The organism is Acidisoma sp. (assembly GCF_965199065.1).
Taxonomy (GTDB): domain Bacteria; phylum Pseudomonadota; class Alphaproteobacteria; order Acetobacterales; family Acetobacteraceae; genus Acidisoma.
This window is the reverse complement of sequence record NZ_CBDAQN010000003.1, coordinates 772243-789856: the sequence shown is the minus strand read 5'-3', so window position 1 is coordinate 789856 and position 17614 is coordinate 772243. Positions and strand designations below refer to the sequence as shown.

Here is a 17614-nt window from a genome sequence, read left to right as displayed (position 1 = left end):
GGGCAGGCCGGCCTACTCGGCGTGATCCTCGACCGTCACGCTCAGCAGGAAGTCGGCGAAAGCCTCGATGCCATCCGCCACCGTGCCGTCGTTCACGATGGTGAACACCGGGAGCCCCTGCGGGATGGGAATGTCCCGCAGGAGGCGCGCGGTGACCTGTCCGGGCGCCTCCCGCGCGCGCTTGCGCAAGCGGATGGCGCGGACCCAGTCGGACACCGTGATCTCAATCACGAGCGTCGGAAACTGCGCGGCGGCCTCGGCCAGCACGGCCCGGGAAACATTGGCCACGACCACCCGGCCAGCATTCACCTCCTCGGCGATGTCGGCGGGGATCCCATACTGCAGGCCATGAGCCTCCCAGTGGAGCGCGAAGCCGCCGGAGTCGCGGCGGGCTGCGAAAGCCGGCTCATCGGCCACGACCTCGTGGTCCTCCGCCGCCTCCGGACGCGTCACTATCCGGCGGACGAAGCGAAAACGGGGATCATCGATGAGAGCCCTGGCCGCACCTGCCATCAATGTGTCCTTGCCGGAGCCGGATGGCCCGACCACCAGCACCAGAAGGCCGGTCATGCGACTCGGCGGCCTTGGCGCCAGACGGCCAATGGTGCCGTCAGCCCCTCATGACGCCGCGCGCGCAGCAGGTCCGCGCGCAAGCCGACGGCGAGGCGTCCGCGATCGGTAAGCCCCGCAAGCCGGGCCGGACCCGAGGTGACAAGCGCCACAGCGCGCGGCACCGGGAGGCCGGCATCGGCGGCGGCGAAGGCCGCCTCGATCATGGCTGGCGGCACGTAATCCGAAGCGAGGGCATCGACCGCGCCCGCCGCCAGCAGATCGGCCGCCGAGACGTTCCCGGAATGCGAGCCGCCGCGCACGATGTTGGGGGCGCCCGCAATCACAGCCATACCCCGCGCCTTGGCCGCCCGCGCCGCCGCGAGCCGCACCGGGAATTCGCTGATCGTGATGCCGTCGGCATGATTCTCCTCCACCTCTTCCAGCGTCTCGTCGTCATGGCTCGCCAGAACGATGGCGCGCCCGCTTTCACGTGACGAACGGACCATCTCCAGCAGCCGGCGGCGCTGCGGCGTGCGGAGTTCGAGCCGTCTCGCCTGCAGCTCGGCGATCTGGACATCGATCTCGGCCAGTTGCAGCCCGTCTACCCCCTTACGCAGCCGGAAGCGATTCAGATCAGCATATTGGCCAATACCCGGAGTGTGATCCATGAGGCTGACCATGCGGGTCAGCGGATGCGGGATAACCGTTTCGACCAGGCCAAGCATGTTCTCTGCGGGCATCTCACACCGCAGATGCAGGAAGTGGTCGGATTTGAAGAGACCCGACGCCGCCAGCACGGTGAGGTCGGCGACCCCCTCGCGGAAGGTCCTCACCCGGTCGTCGATGTCGAAGTTGAGGTTGCCGACGCAGAGCGCGTCGAAAACGGTGGTGACCCCCGCCGCCGCGCACTGGCCGTCATGGGCGAGGAAGGCGGAGCGGGAGGGCCAGCGCGCGCCGGGCCGGGGCTGCACCTGACGCTCGAGATTGTCGGTGTGGAGGTCGACGATGCCGGGCATCAGGATGTCGCCATCGAGATCATCGGCGCCGAGGGCGCTGGTGCGGCCGTCGGCGATGTCGGCGATCAGCCCGTCCCGGATGACGAGCGTGCCGCGTACAATCCGGTCGTCGAGGACGAGATCGGCGTTGGTGAGGATCGTCTCGCTCATGCCGCTAGTCTGATCGGGGTCAGCTGGAACAGCCGGTCGGCTATCGCGTCACGCGTCGGCGCGTCGTGCACGATGCCGAGGATGGCGGTGCCGGCGGCCTTCGCCTCCTGGACCAGAGCCACCACCGCGTCGCGGTTTGCGGCGTCGAGCGATGCGGTCGGCTCGTCGAGCAGCAGGATCGGGTGACCGCCGATGAAGCCGCGCGCGAGGTTGACGCGCTGCTGCTCGCCGCCCGAGAAGGTCGCCGGCGGCAAAGCATGCAGCGGCTCCGGCAGGTTCAGCCGCATCAGCATTTCGCGTGCGCGGGCGAGTGCCTCCTCATGGGACGTGCCGCGGAGGGTCAGCGCTTCGGCGACGATCTCCAGTGTGGACACGCGGGGCACGACGCGGAGGAACTGGCTGACGTAGCCGAGCGTCTCCCGCCGCACTTCCAGCACGAGGCGCGGGTCGGCGTTTGCGAGATCCACCCAGGTGTCGCGGTGCCGGACGAGGATGTGGCCGGTCTCCGCACGGTAATTGCCGTAGAGGCTGCGCATGAGGGTGGACTTGCCGGTGCCCGACGGGCCGGAGAGCACGACGCACTCGCCTGCCGCGATGGCGATGTCAACGTCGCGCAGCACCGGAATGCGAGCGCCGTCCTGCAGGTGCAGAGTAAAGGATTTGGACAGACCCTCGGTCCGCAGCATCGTCGTTGTCATGCCTGCAAAACCGAGCTCACGAGAAGCTGTGTATAGGGATGCTGCGGATCGTCCAAGACCTGGTCGGTGAGCCCGGATTCGACGACCTGACCGTGCCGCATCACGAGTATCCGTCCGGCAAGCAGCCGCGCGACCGCGATGTCGTGGGTCACGAGCACCATGGCGATACCCAGCCGCCCCACCAGCGAGCGGATGAGGTCGAGCAGGCGCGCCTGAACCGAGACATCCAGCCCGCCGGTCGGCTCGTCCATGAAGACGAGGCGCGGGTGGGTGGCGAGCGTGCGGGCGATCTGCAGGCGTTGCAGCATGCCGCCCGAGAAGGTGCGCGGGAGGTCGTCGATCCGGTCGGGGCTGATCTCGACCTGCCGCAACCAATCAATCGCGTTGTCGCGAATCGAGCCGTAGTGCCGTGCGCCCTGTGCCATCAGGCGCTCGCCGACATTGCCCCCCGCCGACACGCCCATACGCAGCGCGTCGCGCGGATTCTGATGGACGAAGCCCCAGTCGGAGCGGTGCAGCGCCCGCAACTGCGGGGCGGGCATGGCATGGACATCGTGCAGGGCGTGCTCGGGATCGCGGTAGAGAACCTGCCCGGCGTCGGGACGGACGCGTCCGGAGAGGACGTTGAGCAGGGTCGTCTTGCCGGAGCCGCTCTCGCCTACGATGGCGAGAACCTCGCCGGGCCAGAGCATGGCGTTCACCCCGTCCAAGGCGTGGATAGAGCCGAAGGAGAGGCGGAGGTCATGAGCCTCGAGCAGGGGCGCGTCGGCCAGGCCTCTCTTGGTCAAGGTGGGGCTCATGCGGCTTCTCCCGCGCGCTCGGCGGTCTCGCGCCGTCCGGCGCAGTAGTCGGTGTCCGAGCAGACGAACATGCGGCCGCCGCGATCGTCGGTGACGACCTCGTCGAGGTAGCTGTCGCGGGCCCCACAGAGCGAGCAGGCGTGGGGAGCGCGCACGAGCCGGAAGGGATGGTCGTCGAAATCGAGCGGCCGCACCGAAGTATAGGGCGGGATCGCGTAGATGCGCTTCTCGCGCCCGGCGCCGAACAGCTGCAGCGCCGGCATCCGGTTCATCTTCGGCGTGTCGAAGGCCGGGATGGGCGAGGGCGACATCAGGTAGCGCCCGTTCACCATCACCGGGTAGTCGTAGCTGATCGCGACATGCCCGAAACGCGCGATGTCCTCGTAGAGCTTCACGTGCATGAGGCCGTATTCAGCAAGCGCGTGCATCTGGCGGGTCTCGGCGCGGCTCGACTCGAGCTTGGAAAGCGGCTCCGGCATCGGCACCTGATAGACGAGGATCTGGTCGGCCCGCAAAGGCGTCTCGGGAATCCGGTGGCGGGTCTGGATGATGGTCGCCTCGGTGGTGCGGGTCGTGGTTTCGATGCCGGCCGTGCGGGCGAAGAAGCGCCGGATGGACACCGCGTTGGTGGTGTCGTCGGCGCCCTGGTCGATGACCTTGAGCACGTCCTCCGGCCCGAGGATCGCCGCCGTCACCTGGATGCCGCCCGTGCCCCAGCCGTAGGGCAACGGCATCTCCCGCCCGCCGAACGGCACCTGATGCCCGGGGATCGCAATCGCCTTGAGGATCGCGCGGCGGATCATCCGCTTCGTCTGTTCGTCCAGATAGGCGAAGTTGTAGCCGCTCATGGCGTCTCTCCTTCAGCTCCGTCGACGGACGTGCCTGCCGTTTCGCGCATGCGCCTAATCGTTTCGAGCTCACTTTGGAAGTCGACGTAGTGGGGCAGCTTGAGGTGCTCGACGAAGCCGGTCGCCTCGATGTTGTCGCTGTGGGACAGCACGAATTCGATGTTCTGCGCCGGGGCGGTCAGGTCCTCGCCAAGCTCCCCCGCGCGCATGGCGCGGTCGACGAGCGCCATGCCCATGGCCTTGCGCTCGCCGTGGCCGAAGCAGAGGCCGTAGCCGCGCGTGAACTGAGCAGGCTCGGTCTTCGAACCGCCGAACTGGTTCACCATCTCGCACTCGGTCAGGGCGATGCGGCCGATCTCGATCGGAAAACCGAGTTCCGGCGGCACGATCTCCACCGCGACGCTGCCGGCGCGGATTTCGCCGACGAAGGGATGCGTGTTGCCGTAGCCGCGCTGAGTGGAATAGCCGAGGGCGAGGAGGAACCCTTCGTCGCCACGCGCGAGCGCCTGCAGGCGCACATCACGCTCCGCCGGGAAGGCGAGGGGCTCGCGCGTCAGATCGCCGGGCGTCACGTCGCTCGGCTCCTCGGCGGCCATGAGCCCTTCCTGATCGAGCAAATCCATCACGCGGGGCATCAAGGATGCATCAACCGCCGGGGGAGAAGGGACGGACGGCGACGGTTCATGGCCTTCGGCGGCCAGCGAGAAGTCGAGCAGGCGGTGGGTGTAGTCATAGGTGGGCCCCAGCACCTGCCCGCCCGGCAGATCCTTGTAGATGGCCGAGATGCGGCGGCGGATGAGCATCGCGGATGTTTCGACCGGAAGCGAGGCTGCGAACCGGGGCAGGGTGGTCCGGTAGGCGCGCACCAGGAAAGCGGCCTCGATGAGATCGCCCTGCGCCTGCTTGACGGCGAGCGCCGCGAGATCCGGGTCGTAGCAGGCGCCCTCCGCCATCACCCGGTCGACCGCCCGGCCAAGTTGCCCGGCGATCTGGGCGGTGCCGATTTCAGGAACCGAGGGATCCCCGCGCCGGTCGCGCGCGAGCCACTCGTGAGCGGCGTCGATCGCACGCTCCCCGCCTTTGACGGCGACATAAGCCATTGTTAGCCCTCTCCGATCCTCACGCTGCGCGGGAGAGCCAGGAAGGCGCCCCCGGCGCAGAGCAAAAGGTCCACGCCGCGCGGGAAAAGCCGGTGATTGCCCTCCCACTGCGTAACAAAATCCGCCGGCAGGCCTTGCGGCGCAATGACGGCCGGCGCTTCGAGCCCCGGGCCATAAAGCGTCAGCCGGGGACCGTCCACCAGCGCCGGCACCTGTACAATGACAGTGGCGGCGTTTTCCGGCGCGGCGTCGGTGCCGGCGAAGACATCCGCAAGCGGCGGCAGCGTGGTCACGCAAACGAAAGCAGCCTCGCCGAGGCTGGGGGCGCGAACGACGCCCGCATGGAAGGCGAGCCAGTCCCAGCTCGGCGACAACGCCTCGTCCAGCCAGAGCGTGACATCGGCATCCACGAGCGTCAGCAGCACGGAGGCGGTCGCCGGGTCGAGCGGCGGTGCGGCGATGCTGTGGGACATCGCGACGATCCGGCCGGGGCGGGACATCGCGCTCAGAACCGAGCGGAAACAGGCTTGCGCCTCGGTCACCGGGTCGGTGAAGCCGGGTTTGTCGAGGGTCATGAGCGCATCGTCGCCAGGGTGAAGAAATCGACGCGCGTCGCTTCCGCCTTGGCATGCAAATCGGCATCGGCGGCGGCCAGCGCGGCGGCGAGCGGCAGGATGACAGCCTGCTCCAAAGCCGGACCTTCCTCGGGATCCTGCAACGCGGCATCGAGGCTGGCCACGAGTTCCGCCTTCCGGGGATCGCGGCCCGCGATATAGGCGTGGCCGATACGGCCGCCCTCGTTGTGGACGGTGCAGCGCGTGACGGTCATCTCGCCGAGATTGAAGGGCGCCCCGCTGCCGCCGGCGCGGCCCTGCACCATGACGAGCCCGGTCTCGGGACCACGCAACCGGCGATGAGCGGGCAATGGACCCTGCGCCGACAATCGCGCCTCGATTGCGGTCCTCTCGGCGCGCGCAAGGATGGCGAGCCATTTCTGGCGGCGATCCTGAAGGCCGCCTGGAAGGGTGGAATGCTCTGGATTGGACATCGTCACCTGATATTCATCTAGATGTCTGGACTGTAGAAGTGATTGGTTTAGTGTCAATTGCATTCGGCACAGGGCCGCTGCACGGACACGAACGGGAGTTACAGAATGAGCGTGAACTTGATAGGCGGTCGAACTTTGCTTCCCGACGACGGCATCGTCTTGGCAGACATCTATACAACTGACACGCTGATCGGGCAGAGCAACAGCGATGGGCGGCAGTTCGACGCATCGGGGCTTATCGTGCTGCCGGGCATCGTCGATCTGCATGGCGATGCGTTCGAGCGGCAGGTGCAGCCTCGCCCTGGCGTCGACTTCCCGATGAACCTGGCGGTGACTGAAACCGAGGCGCAGCTTCTCGCCAACGGCATCACCACCGCCTTCCATGGCGTGACGCTCTCCTGGGAGCCGGGTCTGCGGAGCGCGCGCGCCTTCTCGGCTCTGCTCGCGGCGCTCGCGGCGAACCGCCCGAGCCAGCTTTGCGACATGCGGGTGCATCTGCGCTGGGAGGCGTTCAATCTCGAGGCGCTGGATATGGCGCTCGCCGCGATCGCCGAGGGCGAGGTCCATCTGCTGGCCTTCAACGACCATACTCCCTCCATCCTGAGGAAGATGGCCGATCCGATCACGGGGGCGAAATACAGCGACCGCGCCGGGATGAGCCTGGAGGATTTCCGCACCCTCGCGACCGGTGTCGCTGCCCGCGCCGCCGAGGTGCCGGCGGCAGCCGATCGTATCGCCGCCGCCGCGCGTGCCAAAGGGATCCCGATGGCGAGCCATGACGATGTGAGCCCCGAGAGCCGGGCGACGTTCCGGGCAGAAGGCGCCCGCATCTCCGACTTCCCGATGAACGAGCCGACGGCCCGCGCCGCGACCGAGGCCGGCGACTGGGTGGTGATGGGAAGCCCCAACGTCGTGCGCGGCGGCTCGCATATGGGCTGGGCCTCGGCGGCCAGCATGGTGGAGGCCGGGCTCTGCCAGATCCTCACCAGCGACTATTTCTATCCGGCGTTGCTGCGGGCGGCGTTTATCCTGGGCGAACGCGAGGGTGGGCTGGCGCGCAGCTGGGACCTCATCTCCGCCAACCCGGCGGCGGCGGCGGGCCTCCACGATCGCGGCCGCATCGAACCCGGACGCCGCGCCGATCTGGTGGTGGTGGCGGAGAGCCCGCAGCCGCATGTCGTTGCCACCATCGCGGGCGGGCGGATCGCCTATCTTTCCGCCGAAGGCGCGTCCCGCCTGCATTGATCGGGCGCCCTCAGGCGATCCGCTGCCGGAGCCAGGCGGAAATGCGCTCGGCACCCATGACGATGATGAAGGTGATCACGAGCAGCATGGAGACGGTTCGGTACTGGAAGAGGTTCATGGCGGTCAGAAGCTGGAAGCCGATGCCGCCGGCGCCCACGAAGCCGAGGATGAGGGACGAGCGGATGTTTTCGTCGAGCCGGTAGAGCGTGATGCCGAGCAACGAAGGCAGCACGCTTGGCACCACGGCATGGGTGAAGACGGCGAGGCGGCCGGCGCCCGTCATGGTCAGCGCCTCGACGGGGCCCATGTCCATGTCCTCGATGACCTCCGAGAACAGGCGGCCCATCATGCCAACGCTGTGCACCACGATGGCGAGCGCGCCCGGGAAGGGGCCTAGCCCGACTGCGGTGACGAAGATGAGCGCCCAGACGAGATCGGGCACCACGCGGCAGAGCGCGATGAGCACGCGCGTCGCATAGTAGAAAGGACGGGCGGGCGTCGTGTTCCGGGCGGCGAGGAGGGCCACCGGCAAGGCGAAGATCACCGCGACGCTGGTGCCGAAGAGCCCCATGTCGATGGTTTCGAGCGCCGGCTCCAGCGCGCCGGGCAGCTGGGAGAAGTCGGGTGGCCAGGCGCGATGCAGGATGTCGGCGATGCCTGCCGCGCCGGTGATGAGGTCCTGCGGCCGGGCCTGGACCACCACCGCCGCTTGAATGAAGAGGGCGATGCCGAGGAAGATCAGCACGAAGGAGAGGGCGCCGCGACGCTTCGGCGTGCCGTCGCCGCGCGACCCCGCGCCTGGTGAAGGCGAGGGCGCAGTCTTGATCGCGATCCCGTTCATGCGGCGAGCGCCTCCGGCGTCTTGACGTAGAGGCCGGCGACCTCGGTCTCCTGCACTTCGGCGGGCTTGGTGTCGAAGCGGATGCGGCCATCCTTCATGCCGAGAATACGGTCGGCAAAGCGGCGCGCCAGTTCCGGCTGATGCAGCACGCAGAGCACGCCGAGCCCGTCCTCATGCGCGAGATGCCGGAGCAGGCCCATGAGTTCCTCGGCGGCATCGGGATCGAGGCTCGCCACGGGCTCGTCGGCGAGCAAGGCGAGGGGCCGTTGCGCGAGCGCGCGGGCCACCGAAACGCGCTGCGCCTGACCGCCGGATAGCGTGCCGGCGCGCTGCTCGGCAAAAGCGGTGAGGCCAACCTGGTTGAGGCATGTCATCGCGAAGGGGCGCTCGCTCTCGGGCAGACGGCCGAGGGTGACGGCGAGACCGCGATGGCGGCCCAGCGTGCCGGTGATGACATTGGCGATGACGCTGCGGCGGCGCACGAGGTGGGCGTTCTGGAAGACCATGCCGAGCGCCATGCGGGCATCGGCGAGTTCCCGGCCTGCGAGGCCGCTGATCCGGCGGCCGGCAACCTGGATGTTGCCGGCGGTCGGCGTCAGCATCCCCGCGATGCAGCGGAGCATGGTGGACTTGCCGCAACCATTGGCGCCGAGGATGACGACGAGCTCTCCGGCCGCCAGGCTGAGGCTTGTATCCGTCAAGGCCATGCGCCCCGTGGGGTAGCGCATGGCCAGGTTGGACACTGCGATGAGCGGTTCGCTCATGAACCCATCTTGGAGAGGTTCAGGTGCAGCACCGACACGAGGCTGCGGATGCCGTCGTAGTCGGCGTCCTTCGCCGGAATGTAGCCCTTGCCGTGCAGGCCGATGATCTTGGCTTCATCGGGCGGGATGCTGCTGAGGTCGAGATGCGCGAGCACCTCGGAAAGTTTCGCCTTGAAGGCGGGCGGCAGGTTGCCGCGCACGACGATCGGATCCTGCGGGATCGGCTGGCTGGTCCAGAGGGTGACGAAGTCCTTCGGGTTGTAGATGCCCGCGACCTGCGCCGAGGCGATCTCGGGGCTGTTCATCTCGCCAGCCTGAACCTTGTGGTTCAGCAGAGCTTCGTAGCTGGCGGTGTGACTGCCGGCGTAGATGGCCTTCACGCCGTGATCGGGGTCGATGCCGGCCGATTTCAGCGCGTAGGCGGGAAAGAGATGGCCGGAGGTGGAGGCCGGATCCGAATAGGCGAAGGTATGGCCGGCGACGCCCTTGAGCGTGGTGATGCCCGAGCCGGGCCAGGTCACGATGCTGGCGGTGTAGGTGTCGGGCGTGCCGTCGGCTTTGGCGTAGGTCGCGACCGCCTGAGCGTCGGCGATCTGGTGGGCGAGAACGTAGCTCAGCGGGCCGAACTCGGCGGCATCGATCTTGCCCGCGCGCATAGCCTCGATCGTCGCCGTGTAGCTCGTGCCGATCTCGACATCGACCGGGCAGCCGAGCTTCGCGCTGATCAGATGGCCGATCTTGTGATACAGCGGCACGAAGCCAGCCGAGGCGTCGGAGGGGATGACGCCGTAGTGCAGCGCGCCGTGTGGGCAGTCGTTGGCGGCCAGAGCGGCGCTGCCCGTACCGATAAGGGCCGTGAAGCCGATGAGCGCCTGAATGGCGGCTCCCTTTAAGAGCTTGCGCATTTGAGAGTTCCTTCGCGATTGCCGTGGCGACCTCGCCCGGCGCGTGACGCGAGGGTCTAACGCACACCGCCCCGGTAACTTTTGACATCTAGATGAATTTGGGATGACCAAACCAAGTCGCTTGTCACGCGCGGGCCCGTCGGGGTTAGTCGTCCTTGGGCATCGCCGCTTCGATCCGCCGGTCGGGCAGCAGCCACATCAGGGCGACCAGGCCGTACACCGCCTGGCTGACGCCGGTGTCGACGAAGGCGATGCCGATGCCCAGCAGGTAGAACAGCGGCGCCAGCTTGCCCTTGAGGTCCCGGCCGATGGCCGCCGCGAGCGGGGACCCTTTGCCCTGAGCCGAGATGATGGCGGTCTGCATGATGTACCAGGCGAGCGCGGGCATCAGCAGCGACACGCCGTAGACGGCGGTCGGGGCGGCGGCCTCCGGATGGATGCCCAGCCAGCCCGTCGCGAACGGGATCAGCGACAGCCAGAAGAGCAGGTTGAGATTGGCCCAGAGAATTCCGCCGGTGACGCGCGGAACCAGCTTGAAGAAGTGGTGGTGGTTGTTCCAGTAGATCGCGACATAGATGAAGCTCAGTGCATAGGCGAGCAGCTTCGGACCAACCGGGAGCAGCCCGGCAAGGGACGCGCCCTGCGGGGCCCTGAGGTCGAGAACCATGATGGTAATGATGACGGCGATAACGCCATCGGTGAAGGCCGTGAGCCGCTCGCTTCCCATTGCGGCACTATTGCTCTCCAGAGTGAGAGGCTCAAGCGCCGCGCGCGGCAGCCAGATTTCGACAGTCCGTTCACGGACCCGAAAGTATAAATTAAAGGCTTCTCTGTAATTTGGTTCCGCATTGCCAGGAGCAGAGGATGTCCGAGACCAAGTCTACCGAGGCGGAACGAATAGAGCAGCTTCATCAGCTTGGGTTGCTCGATACGAGCGACGAGACGCGGTTCCGGTGCTGTGTCGTGGAGGCGCTCAAAATCTTCCCGGGCGCCACGATTGCCGCCGTAACGATGGTCGATGTCGACCGGCAATGGTCCAAGAGTATCATCGGGTCAGACGTGAGGGAAAGCCCGCGCAGTTCCTCATTCTGTTCGCATACGATCGAAGGTTCCGGGGTGATGGTCGTCGAGGATGCAAGCGTCGACCCGCGTTTCATCGCGAACCCCTGGGTCACCGGCACGTCCCACCTGCGGTTTTACGCGGGTGTGAAGCTGGTCCACCGGGTCGGCGCGCTGTGCGTGATGTCGGACGTGCCGCGGCGAGCCACAAAGGCTGAGGTCGGAAAGCTGCTGACGCTGGCACGCTTCGTCGATATCCAGCTGCTCGCATTCGGAACATTGCATAACCTCGGGGCTGCTTCAGCCTGAGGGATCCGGTTGAGGGCGACCGCCGGTTATTACGTGCCGATTGGCGGCCGGCGTCTAAGCCTGCGTCTGCGGTTGAAAATCCGGCACGGGAGGATGCCGATCAGGCGTCCGTCTCTTGTCGCGGCGCGTTGCCCGGCAGAGGGCGCGTCTGCCCTTACCGTGCAGCGTGGAACACCGTTGTCAGGCCAACTTCAGCATCGCCCGGTTGCCGGGCGGACGGCTGATCCTCGCCGGGGAGCCGGCCGCTTCAGTGCGAAACTGTTTTGTAAGCTCGACAAGTTCGGCGGTCTCCTGGTCGAGCGCATGGCTTGCCGCAGTGCTCTCCTCGACCATCGCATTGTTCTGCTGGGTGACGCGGTCCATGTGATTGACGGCGGCATTCACTTCGTGAAGGCCGGTGGCCTGCTCCTGCGCCGACTGCGCCATCTCGGTGACGGAGATCGTGATGTCCGAAACCTGCGAGACGATCCGGTCGAGCGACTTGCTGGCCTCGCCGACGAGATCGACGCCGATGCCCACTTCGCCAGTGGATGTCGCGATCAACGTCTTGATCTGCTTGGCTGCTGCCGCCGAGCGCTGGGCAAGCGCCCTCACCTCGCTCGCCACGACCGCAAATCCGCGACCCGAATCCCCGGCGCGCGCCGCCTCGACGCCGGCATTCAATGCCAGCAGATTTGTCTGGAAGGCGATTTCGTCGATCACGCCGATGATCTGGCCGATCTCGCTGGATGACCGCTCGATGTTGCCCATGGCGCCCGTCGCCTTCCTCACGACCTCACCGGTTTGCTGCGCGTCCGTTTTGGTGCGCGCAACGACGAGGCTGACCTTCATCGCGCTCTCGGCGGTTTTGCGAACCGTGGTGGTGAGCTGCTCCAGAGCCGCCGCACTTTCTTCCAGGCTCGCGGCCTGTTGCTCCGTCCGCTTGCTCAGATCATCCGCGCCCTGTGCGATCGCGGTACTGCCGTGGCTGATGGACCCGGTGATGGCGACGATGTTGCGCACCAACGTGGCAAGCTGCTCCATGGCGCCGTTGAAATCGTGCCGGAGCTTCTCGTACGCGTCGGGCAGCATGGTCGTCAGACGGAATGCGAGGTCGCCACTGGAAAGCGCCTCCAACCCCTTGCCGATCGAGCCCACGACCATCGTGGCGGCCGCCGCCTCGGTATCGCGCCGCACCTGTTCGTCTTCGATCGCGCGGCGAGCGCTCGCTTCGCGCTGCTCAAGCTCAAGCGCCCGCGCCCGCAACGCATTGTCCTTGAAGACCTGCACCGCCTTGGCCATGGCGCCGACCTCGTCGGTGCGATCCTGCCCGGTGATCGTCGTCGTCAGGTTGCCCTGCGCCAGCTCCCGCATGCTGTTCGAGAAATTCGTCAGCAGTTTGGAGAGCGACCGGCGGGTGAGGAGGGCAAGCACAAGGAAGATCACGAAGATCGGCAGGAAAATCGACCCGAGCCAGATGGCGCGGCTGATGAGCGCGTCATTGATGTCATTGGTATAGAGGCCGGTGCCGACCACCCAATGCCACTCCGGTATCTCCATCCCGAACGATGCCTTGGGCTGCGGCGTGCCGCCCGGCACCTTGGGGAAGTAATAGAAATGGAGAGCCGGCGCACCGGCCATCGCCACAGCGATGAGGGGCGCGAAGATGGGCGTGCCGAACGGGTCCTTGAGATCAAGCTCGTTCTTGCCGATCAGCGCCTTGTTCGGATGCGTAATCATCACGCCCTTGTCGGTGATGACGAAATAGTAGTTCACTCCGTCGTAACGAATGGCGCTCAAGGCGGCTAACGCTTCATGCTGCGCCGTCGCAACGGGCATGGCGCCGCTCTCGGCCTGCTGCGTGAAGGCTTTGACGATCGTGGCGCCAACCTGCGTCAGGTGCCGCACCTCATCCTGTCGCGCCTGCTGCGCCTGCCCGTAGGCACCGTACAGGGTCAGCGCCATGCCGCAGACGGCGAGGAGCACACCCGACAACGCGATGAACGTGAATTGACGTGAGATGGACATGGCGCCCAGCGCCGTCCAGTGTCGCGCGCGGCCAGGAATTCGATCGGATGCCGTTGCCATATTCAGCCTTCGTCGGTGCAATGTGGAGACGCCATCCGGCCAAAAGCAAAGGCAGCCGCGCAGGCCTTGGACACAAATTGACTTGAACCGCTTTAAATCCGGTTAAGAGAGAGATCGTCAGCGCCTTGTCCGCTCGCCGAGGCAGAACCGAGCCCTCGAACGCTCGACAGCGTCCTGCGCGCTCAGATCGAGAAGCCTGTCCGTCCGGACAAGGGGGACAATCTGCTGTTGGAGCCGTGGCGACGCGTCGCCGGCTACGCTGTGACCAAACGCGGATCGTGTGGTCATACGACCTTCAGCATCGCCCGCTTACCGGACGGGCGGCTGATCGTCCTCGCCGGGGAGCCGGCGGCTTCAGTGCGAAACTGCTGCGTAAGCTCGACAAGCTCGGCGGTCTCCTGGTCGAGTGCGTGGCTCGCGGCCGAGCTTTCCTCGACCATGGCGGCGTTCTGTTGGGTGACGCGGTCCATATGGTTGACGGCAGCGTTCACCTCATGAAGTCCGGTCGCCTGCTCCTGCGCCGACTGCGCCATCTCGGTGACCGATACCGTGATGTCCGAAACCTGCGAGACGATCCGGTCCAGCGCCTTGCCGGCTTCATCAACCAGACCGACGCCTATGCCAACTTCGCCGGTCGATGTCGCGATCAGTGTCTTGATCTGCTTGGCCGCTGCCGCCGAGCGCTGCGCGAGCGCCCTCACCTCACTTGCCACGACCGCAAAACCACGCCCCGCGTCGCCGGCGCGTGCGGCCTCAACTCCGGCATTGAGAGCCAGCAGGTTCGTCTGGAAGGCGATCTCATCGATCACGCCTATGATCTGGCCGATCTCCTGTGACGATCGCTCGATGTTGCCCATGGCTGCCGTCGCCTTCTGCACGATCTCGCCCGAATGCTGCGCGTCCACCTTGGTGCGGGCGACTACGAGGCTGACCTTCATCGCGTTCTCGGCAGTCCTACGAACAGTGGTGGTCAGCTGCTCCAGAGCCGCGGCGCTTTGTTCGAGACTGCCCGCCTGTTGCTCGCTTCGTTTGCTCAAATCTGACGCCCCGCGCGCAATCTCTGTGCTCCCGGAGTTGATCGACGCGGTGATGATGACGATCTTGCGCACAAGATCAGCGACGTGCTCCATGGCGGCGTTGAAATCGACCCTGAGCTTCTCGTAGTCTTCCGGAAGCGCCGTGTTCAGACGGAAGTTAAGGTCGCCATCCGAGAGCGCCTCCAACCCTCTGCCGATCGAGCTGACGACCATCGCCGCCGCGTTCAGCGCCTCGGCACGGTCACGATCGTTACGAGCCCGCGCGGCGTCAGCCAGCTGGCGATCGGCCTCTGCGCGAAGCTCATTCTTTCGCTTCTCGATCAAGGCGTCGCGAAACTTTGCGAAGGCCCTTGCCAAGCCGCCAGCCGGGCCGCTGAGTTCAGCGCCCGGAAGGACATAGGTGTCGTCTCCTCCCGCCAGCCGGGCAAGCGCCGTCGCCGCGCGGGCAACGAGACGCGCATTCCGATCAATCAGCCAAATGACGAGAACCGCAACAAGCGTCAGTAAAACGACAACCGAGTATGCGCCGACCTCGAACGTTTGCGCCGCGCGAACATCTGCGCGCTTGTAGTAGGCCGCATTCGGAACCTCTGCCCAAAGGCTCCACTGCGCTCTGGGGTCGTGGATCGGGAGCGGAAAAACCTCGGAGTAGATCAGGCGCGGATCGGGTTCCGCATGGCGGGCATAGTTCCGCGCGGCCGCGTCGAGCACTTCACGGGGCGACAGCAGAAACTCGTTATAGGTTGGGCTGACCAACGCGAAGCCGCGGATTGGGAGCACAGCGCGGACCGCCTTGAGGCGGATGATCGCCGAGACGGTCCCTTTCAGGCGACCATCCGGTGCGAAGAACGGAACCGAGAAGACCATGCCGGTCCTGTCGCTATCGTTGAGGGTCGAGTTATAGACCGTGTTGTCACAGGTGACGACCTGTCCGCCGGAGATCATCGGAACGTCGACGCCGTGCGTCGACGCCATTGTCGGTGTGTGGACAGCGAACCACGTCATCTGGTGGCGCAGGAGATGGTACTCGTAGATCTCCGCTTCAAAACGTTTTACAATTGTGCCGCCACCCGCATCGTCCGCTATCAGATCGTCAAAGCTGATGATCGGCTTTTCGGGGGCGCTCGTGGCGGGATCGATCAGATCAGCGTTGAGCGAGCGCGGAACGATGTAGACTTCCGAAATTGCCACGCTGCTGGCGAGGTTGTTGTAAAGCTCCTGTATGGTCGATGTTGAGTCCTGAGTAAGTGTCGTGCCCTCGCGGTCGACGCTGCGAACACTCGGCAAACGGCTGATGGTTCGAATATTGTGATAGATATCTTCGAACTGATTTTGCGCGAGATTGGCTGCGGCCAGCGTCGCCGCGTGCGACTCAAGCCGGAAACGATCCTTCGCGGAACCGTAATCGATCGCCGCCTTCTGCCGAACGGCAAACAGGCCCAGCAGACAGATAACAGCAGTAACCAGATAGGCTTGCGTGCTTCGTCTTTTAGCAAAGCGACCGAGTGCCAACGCGAGTCTCCTCTGAGCGGGGTCAACACGTTGACAATGCCGTTCCGGATCACCAGTTCGTTACTATTACGCTGAAGCTGGTTAACGCCGCGTGAAGTCGCTTCGCCAGCGAAAGCGTCGTTCCGGACTGGGAACTGTCGAGGAGAGTCATGCCCATGAGCCTTGAGTCGGTCCGCGCCTTTCTGGCCGCAAACGCTCCCGATATCGCCATCATCGAGTTGGAAAGCAGCACCGCCACGGTCGCGCTCGCCGCCGAAGGGCACGGCGTGCTGCCCGCGCAGATTGCGAAAACCCTCTCGCTGCGGGTCGGTGAGCGCAACCTGCTGGTGGTCACGCGGGGCGACGCTCGGCTCGACAACCGGAAGGCGAAGGCGGCCTTTGGCGGCAAGCCGCGCATGCTGAGCGCCGAGGAAGTGGTGGCCGTCACCGGACACCCGGTCGGCGGGGTTTGTCCGTTCGGATTGGCGACACCGCTCGCCGTCTACTGCGACATCTCGCTGAGAGCGTTCGACGAGGTGGTGCCTGCGGCAGGCTCCACGCATAGCGCGGTGCGGATCGACCCGGTCCGGATGGCCGAACTGGTCGGCGCCGAGTGGGTCGACGTGTGCTAGGAAGCCGCCTGAGCGGCTTACCGGGCGATGCGCGGCCAGGTGTCGGACAGGCGGTAGCCGGTGGGCCAGGGATCGTCCGGGTCCAGCATCTCCTGCCGCGTGCCCGTGACCCAGGCACGCCCAGAGACCGAGGGGATGATCGCGCGGCGGCCGGCGAGCATGGTCGCCTCCTCGATGCGGCAGGCGAACTCGGAGCCGATGATCGAGCGGGCGAGATAGCGGTCGCCCACGGCCATCTCGCCGCGCGCCTCCAGTACCGCCATGCGCGCCGAACAGCCGGTGCCGGTGGGCGAGCGGTCGATCTTGCCGGGCTGGATGACGACGGCATTCGCGCCTGTCAGCACATCTCCCTCGCGACGGACCGGGAGCGCGATCTGGCAGAAGGAGATGTGGTTCCACTCCGCGTTCACGGGGTGGGTGAAGCCCAGCTGCTCGTTCGCCGCCTTGGTGATGCGGATGCCGGCCTGGGCGATGTCGTGCGCCTCGTCGGGCACAATGGCGAACCCTAGCGCCGCGGCGTCCGCGATGACGAAACTGTCGCCGCCATAGGCGGTGTCGACCGTCAAGGTGCCGAGGCCCTCGACCTCAATGTTGGCACCCAGCCGGTCGGCGAAGCTCGGCACGTTGCGGACGGTGATGCGCTCGGCCTTCCCGTTGCGGCAGAGCGCGGTGACCTCCACCGTGCCGCCCGGCGCCTCCAGCACGAGGCGCGTCTCCGGCTCGACCATGGGGATGATGCCGGTGTCGAGCAGCACCGTCGCCACACAGATGGAGTTGGAGCCGGACATCGGCGGCGTGTCCTCGGGCTCCATGATGATGAAGCCCATCTGGGCGCGCGGATCCTTGGGCGGCACCAGCAGGTTGACGTGACGGAAGACGCCGCCGCGCGGCTCGTTGAGCACGAAGCGGCGGAGCGTCTCGTCCTGGGCGATGAACCGCGACTGCGCCCAGAGCGTGTCGCCGGGCGGCGGCGCGACACCGCCGACGATCACGTCGCCGACCTCGCCCTCGGCGTGGCAGCCGACGATGTGGATGATCTTGGTCGTTCGCAT

General features: G+C 66.2%; 18 protein-coding genes. 3 read left to right on the top strand and 15 right to left on the bottom strand.

From position 1 onward, the window contains the following. Positions 1 to 12 precede the first annotated feature (12 nt). Genes phnN through phnG form a run of 8 tightly spaced genes read right to left on the bottom strand, consistent with a single transcriptional unit; the run spans position 13 to position 6212 of the window. Entirely contained in the window at positions 13 to 570 is a 558-nt protein-coding gene (gene phnN, locus ACOEQ1_RS11805) for a phosphonate metabolism protein/1,5-bisphosphokinase (PRPP-forming) PhnN (protein ID WP_419759447.1), read from the bottom strand. Then, the gene (locus ACOEQ1_RS11800; protein ID WP_419759446.1) at positions 567 to 1718 is read right to left on the bottom strand and encodes an alpha-D-ribose 1-methylphosphonate 5-triphosphate diphosphatase; all 1152 of its coding nucleotides are present in this window, start codon (positions 1716 to 1718) and stop codon (positions 567 to 569) included. Before ACOEQ1_RS11800 ends, phnN begins: the two co-directional genes overlap by 4 nt. After that, positions 1715 to 2416: a phosphonate C-P lyase system protein PhnL gene (phnL, locus tag ACOEQ1_RS11795; protein ID WP_419759445.1), complete on the bottom strand. Its 702-nt coding sequence runs from the start codon at positions 2414 to 2416 to the stop codon at positions 1715 to 1717. Before phnL ends, ACOEQ1_RS11800 begins: the two co-directional genes overlap by 4 nt. Then, positions 2413 to 3216 carry a phosphonate C-P lyase system protein PhnK gene (gene phnK / locus ACOEQ1_RS11790; RefSeq protein WP_419759444.1) on the bottom strand — a complete coding sequence of 268 codons (804 nt, stop codon included), beginning with the start codon at positions 3214 to 3216 and terminating at the stop codon, positions 2413 to 2415. The genes phnL and phnK overlap by 4 nt, the downstream gene beginning before the upstream one ends. Further along, on the bottom strand, positions 3213 to 4064 hold the full coding sequence (locus tag ACOEQ1_RS11785; protein ID WP_419759443.1) for an alpha-D-ribose 1-methylphosphonate 5-phosphate C-P-lyase PhnJ: 852 nt from the start codon (positions 4062 to 4064) through the stop codon (positions 3213 to 3215). The genes phnK and ACOEQ1_RS11785 overlap by 4 nt, the downstream gene beginning before the upstream one ends. Then, entirely contained in the window at positions 4061 to 5164 is a 1104-nt protein-coding gene (locus ACOEQ1_RS11780) for a carbon-phosphorus lyase complex subunit PhnI (protein WP_419759442.1), read from the bottom strand. The genes ACOEQ1_RS11785 and ACOEQ1_RS11780 overlap by 4 nt, the downstream gene beginning before the upstream one ends. 2 nt (positions 5165 to 5166) lie before the next feature. Beyond that, positions 5167 to 5739: a phosphonate C-P lyase system protein PhnH gene (phnH, locus tag ACOEQ1_RS11775; protein ID WP_419759441.1), complete on the bottom strand. Its 573-nt coding sequence runs from the start codon at positions 5737 to 5739 to the stop codon at positions 5167 to 5169. Continuing rightward, positions 5736 to 6212, bottom strand: a complete 477-nt coding sequence (gene phnG / locus ACOEQ1_RS11770) for a phosphonate C-P lyase system protein PhnG (RefSeq protein WP_419759440.1) — start codon at positions 6210 to 6212, stop codon at positions 5736 to 5738. Before phnG ends, phnH begins: the two co-directional genes overlap by 4 nt. 105 nt (positions 6213 to 6317) lie before the next feature. Here phnG and ACOEQ1_RS11765 point away from each other — a divergent pair, with 105 nt between their 5' ends. Then, the gene (locus ACOEQ1_RS11765) at positions 6318 to 7457 is read left to right on the top strand and encodes an alpha-D-ribose 1-methylphosphonate 5-triphosphate diphosphatase (protein ID WP_419759439.1); all 1140 of its coding nucleotides are present in this window, start codon (positions 6318 to 6320) and stop codon (positions 7455 to 7457) included. A 10-nt stretch (positions 7458 to 7467) separates the two neighbouring features. On the opposite strand, the gene phnE is transcribed toward ACOEQ1_RS11765, so the two are convergent. From phnE to ACOEQ1_RS11745, 4 genes are all read right to left on the bottom strand, one after another. Continuing rightward, positions 7468 to 8298 carry a phosphonate ABC transporter, permease protein PhnE gene (gene phnE / locus ACOEQ1_RS11760; RefSeq protein WP_419759438.1) on the bottom strand — a complete coding sequence of 277 codons (831 nt, stop codon included), beginning with the start codon at positions 8296 to 8298 and terminating at the stop codon, positions 7468 to 7470. Then, positions 8295 to 9062: a phosphonate ABC transporter ATP-binding protein gene (locus ACOEQ1_RS11755; protein WP_419759437.1), complete on the bottom strand. Its 768-nt coding sequence runs from the start codon at positions 9060 to 9062 to the stop codon at positions 8295 to 8297. Before ACOEQ1_RS11755 ends, phnE begins: the two co-directional genes overlap by 4 nt. Next, a complete protein-coding gene (locus ACOEQ1_RS11750) occupies positions 9059 to 9967 on the bottom strand; it encodes a phosphate/phosphite/phosphonate ABC transporter substrate-binding protein (RefSeq protein ID WP_419759436.1) in 909 nt (302 codons plus the stop codon). The genes ACOEQ1_RS11755 and ACOEQ1_RS11750 overlap by 4 nt, the downstream gene beginning before the upstream one ends. Positions 9968 to 10112: 145 nt before the next feature. After that, positions 10113 to 10694, bottom strand: coding sequence for a TMEM175 family protein (locus ACOEQ1_RS11745; RefSeq protein WP_419759435.1), 582 nt, complete (start codon positions 10692 to 10694; stop codon positions 10113 to 10115). A gap of 137 nt (positions 10695 to 10831) precedes the next feature. On the opposite strand from ACOEQ1_RS11745, the gene ACOEQ1_RS11740 reads away from it, so the two are divergent. After that, complete coding sequence (locus tag ACOEQ1_RS11740; protein WP_419759434.1) at positions 10832 to 11335, top strand: GAF domain-containing protein; 504 nt, start codon at positions 10832 to 10834, stop codon at positions 11333 to 11335. A 180-nt stretch (positions 11336 to 11515) separates the two neighbouring features. Here the strand turns inward: ACOEQ1_RS11740 and ACOEQ1_RS11735 are convergent, their stop codons facing one another. Both ACOEQ1_RS11735 and ACOEQ1_RS11730 read right to left on the bottom strand, forming a co-directional pair. Beyond that, positions 11516 to 13342 carry a methyl-accepting chemotaxis protein gene (locus ACOEQ1_RS11735; protein WP_419759433.1) on the bottom strand — a complete coding sequence of 609 codons (1827 nt, stop codon included), beginning with the start codon at positions 13340 to 13342 and terminating at the stop codon, positions 11516 to 11518. A gap of 344 nt (positions 13343 to 13686) precedes the next feature. After that, the gene (locus tag ACOEQ1_RS11730) at positions 13687 to 15951 is read right to left on the bottom strand and encodes a methyl-accepting chemotaxis protein (protein WP_419759432.1); all 2265 of its coding nucleotides are present in this window, start codon (positions 15949 to 15951) and stop codon (positions 13687 to 13689) included. Positions 15952 to 16106: 155 nt separating this feature from the next. On the opposite strand from ACOEQ1_RS11730, the gene ACOEQ1_RS11725 reads away from it, so the two are divergent. Beyond that, complete coding sequence (locus tag ACOEQ1_RS11725; RefSeq protein WP_419759431.1) at positions 16107 to 16562, top strand: YbaK/EbsC family protein; 456 nt, start codon at positions 16107 to 16109, stop codon at positions 16560 to 16562. 17 nt (positions 16563 to 16579) lie between these two features. Here the strand turns inward: ACOEQ1_RS11725 and ACOEQ1_RS11720 are convergent, their stop codons facing one another. After that, positions 16580 to 17614, bottom strand: a complete 1035-nt coding sequence (locus ACOEQ1_RS11720) for a trans-3-hydroxy-L-proline dehydratase (RefSeq protein ID WP_419759430.1) — start codon at positions 17612 to 17614, stop codon at positions 16580 to 16582.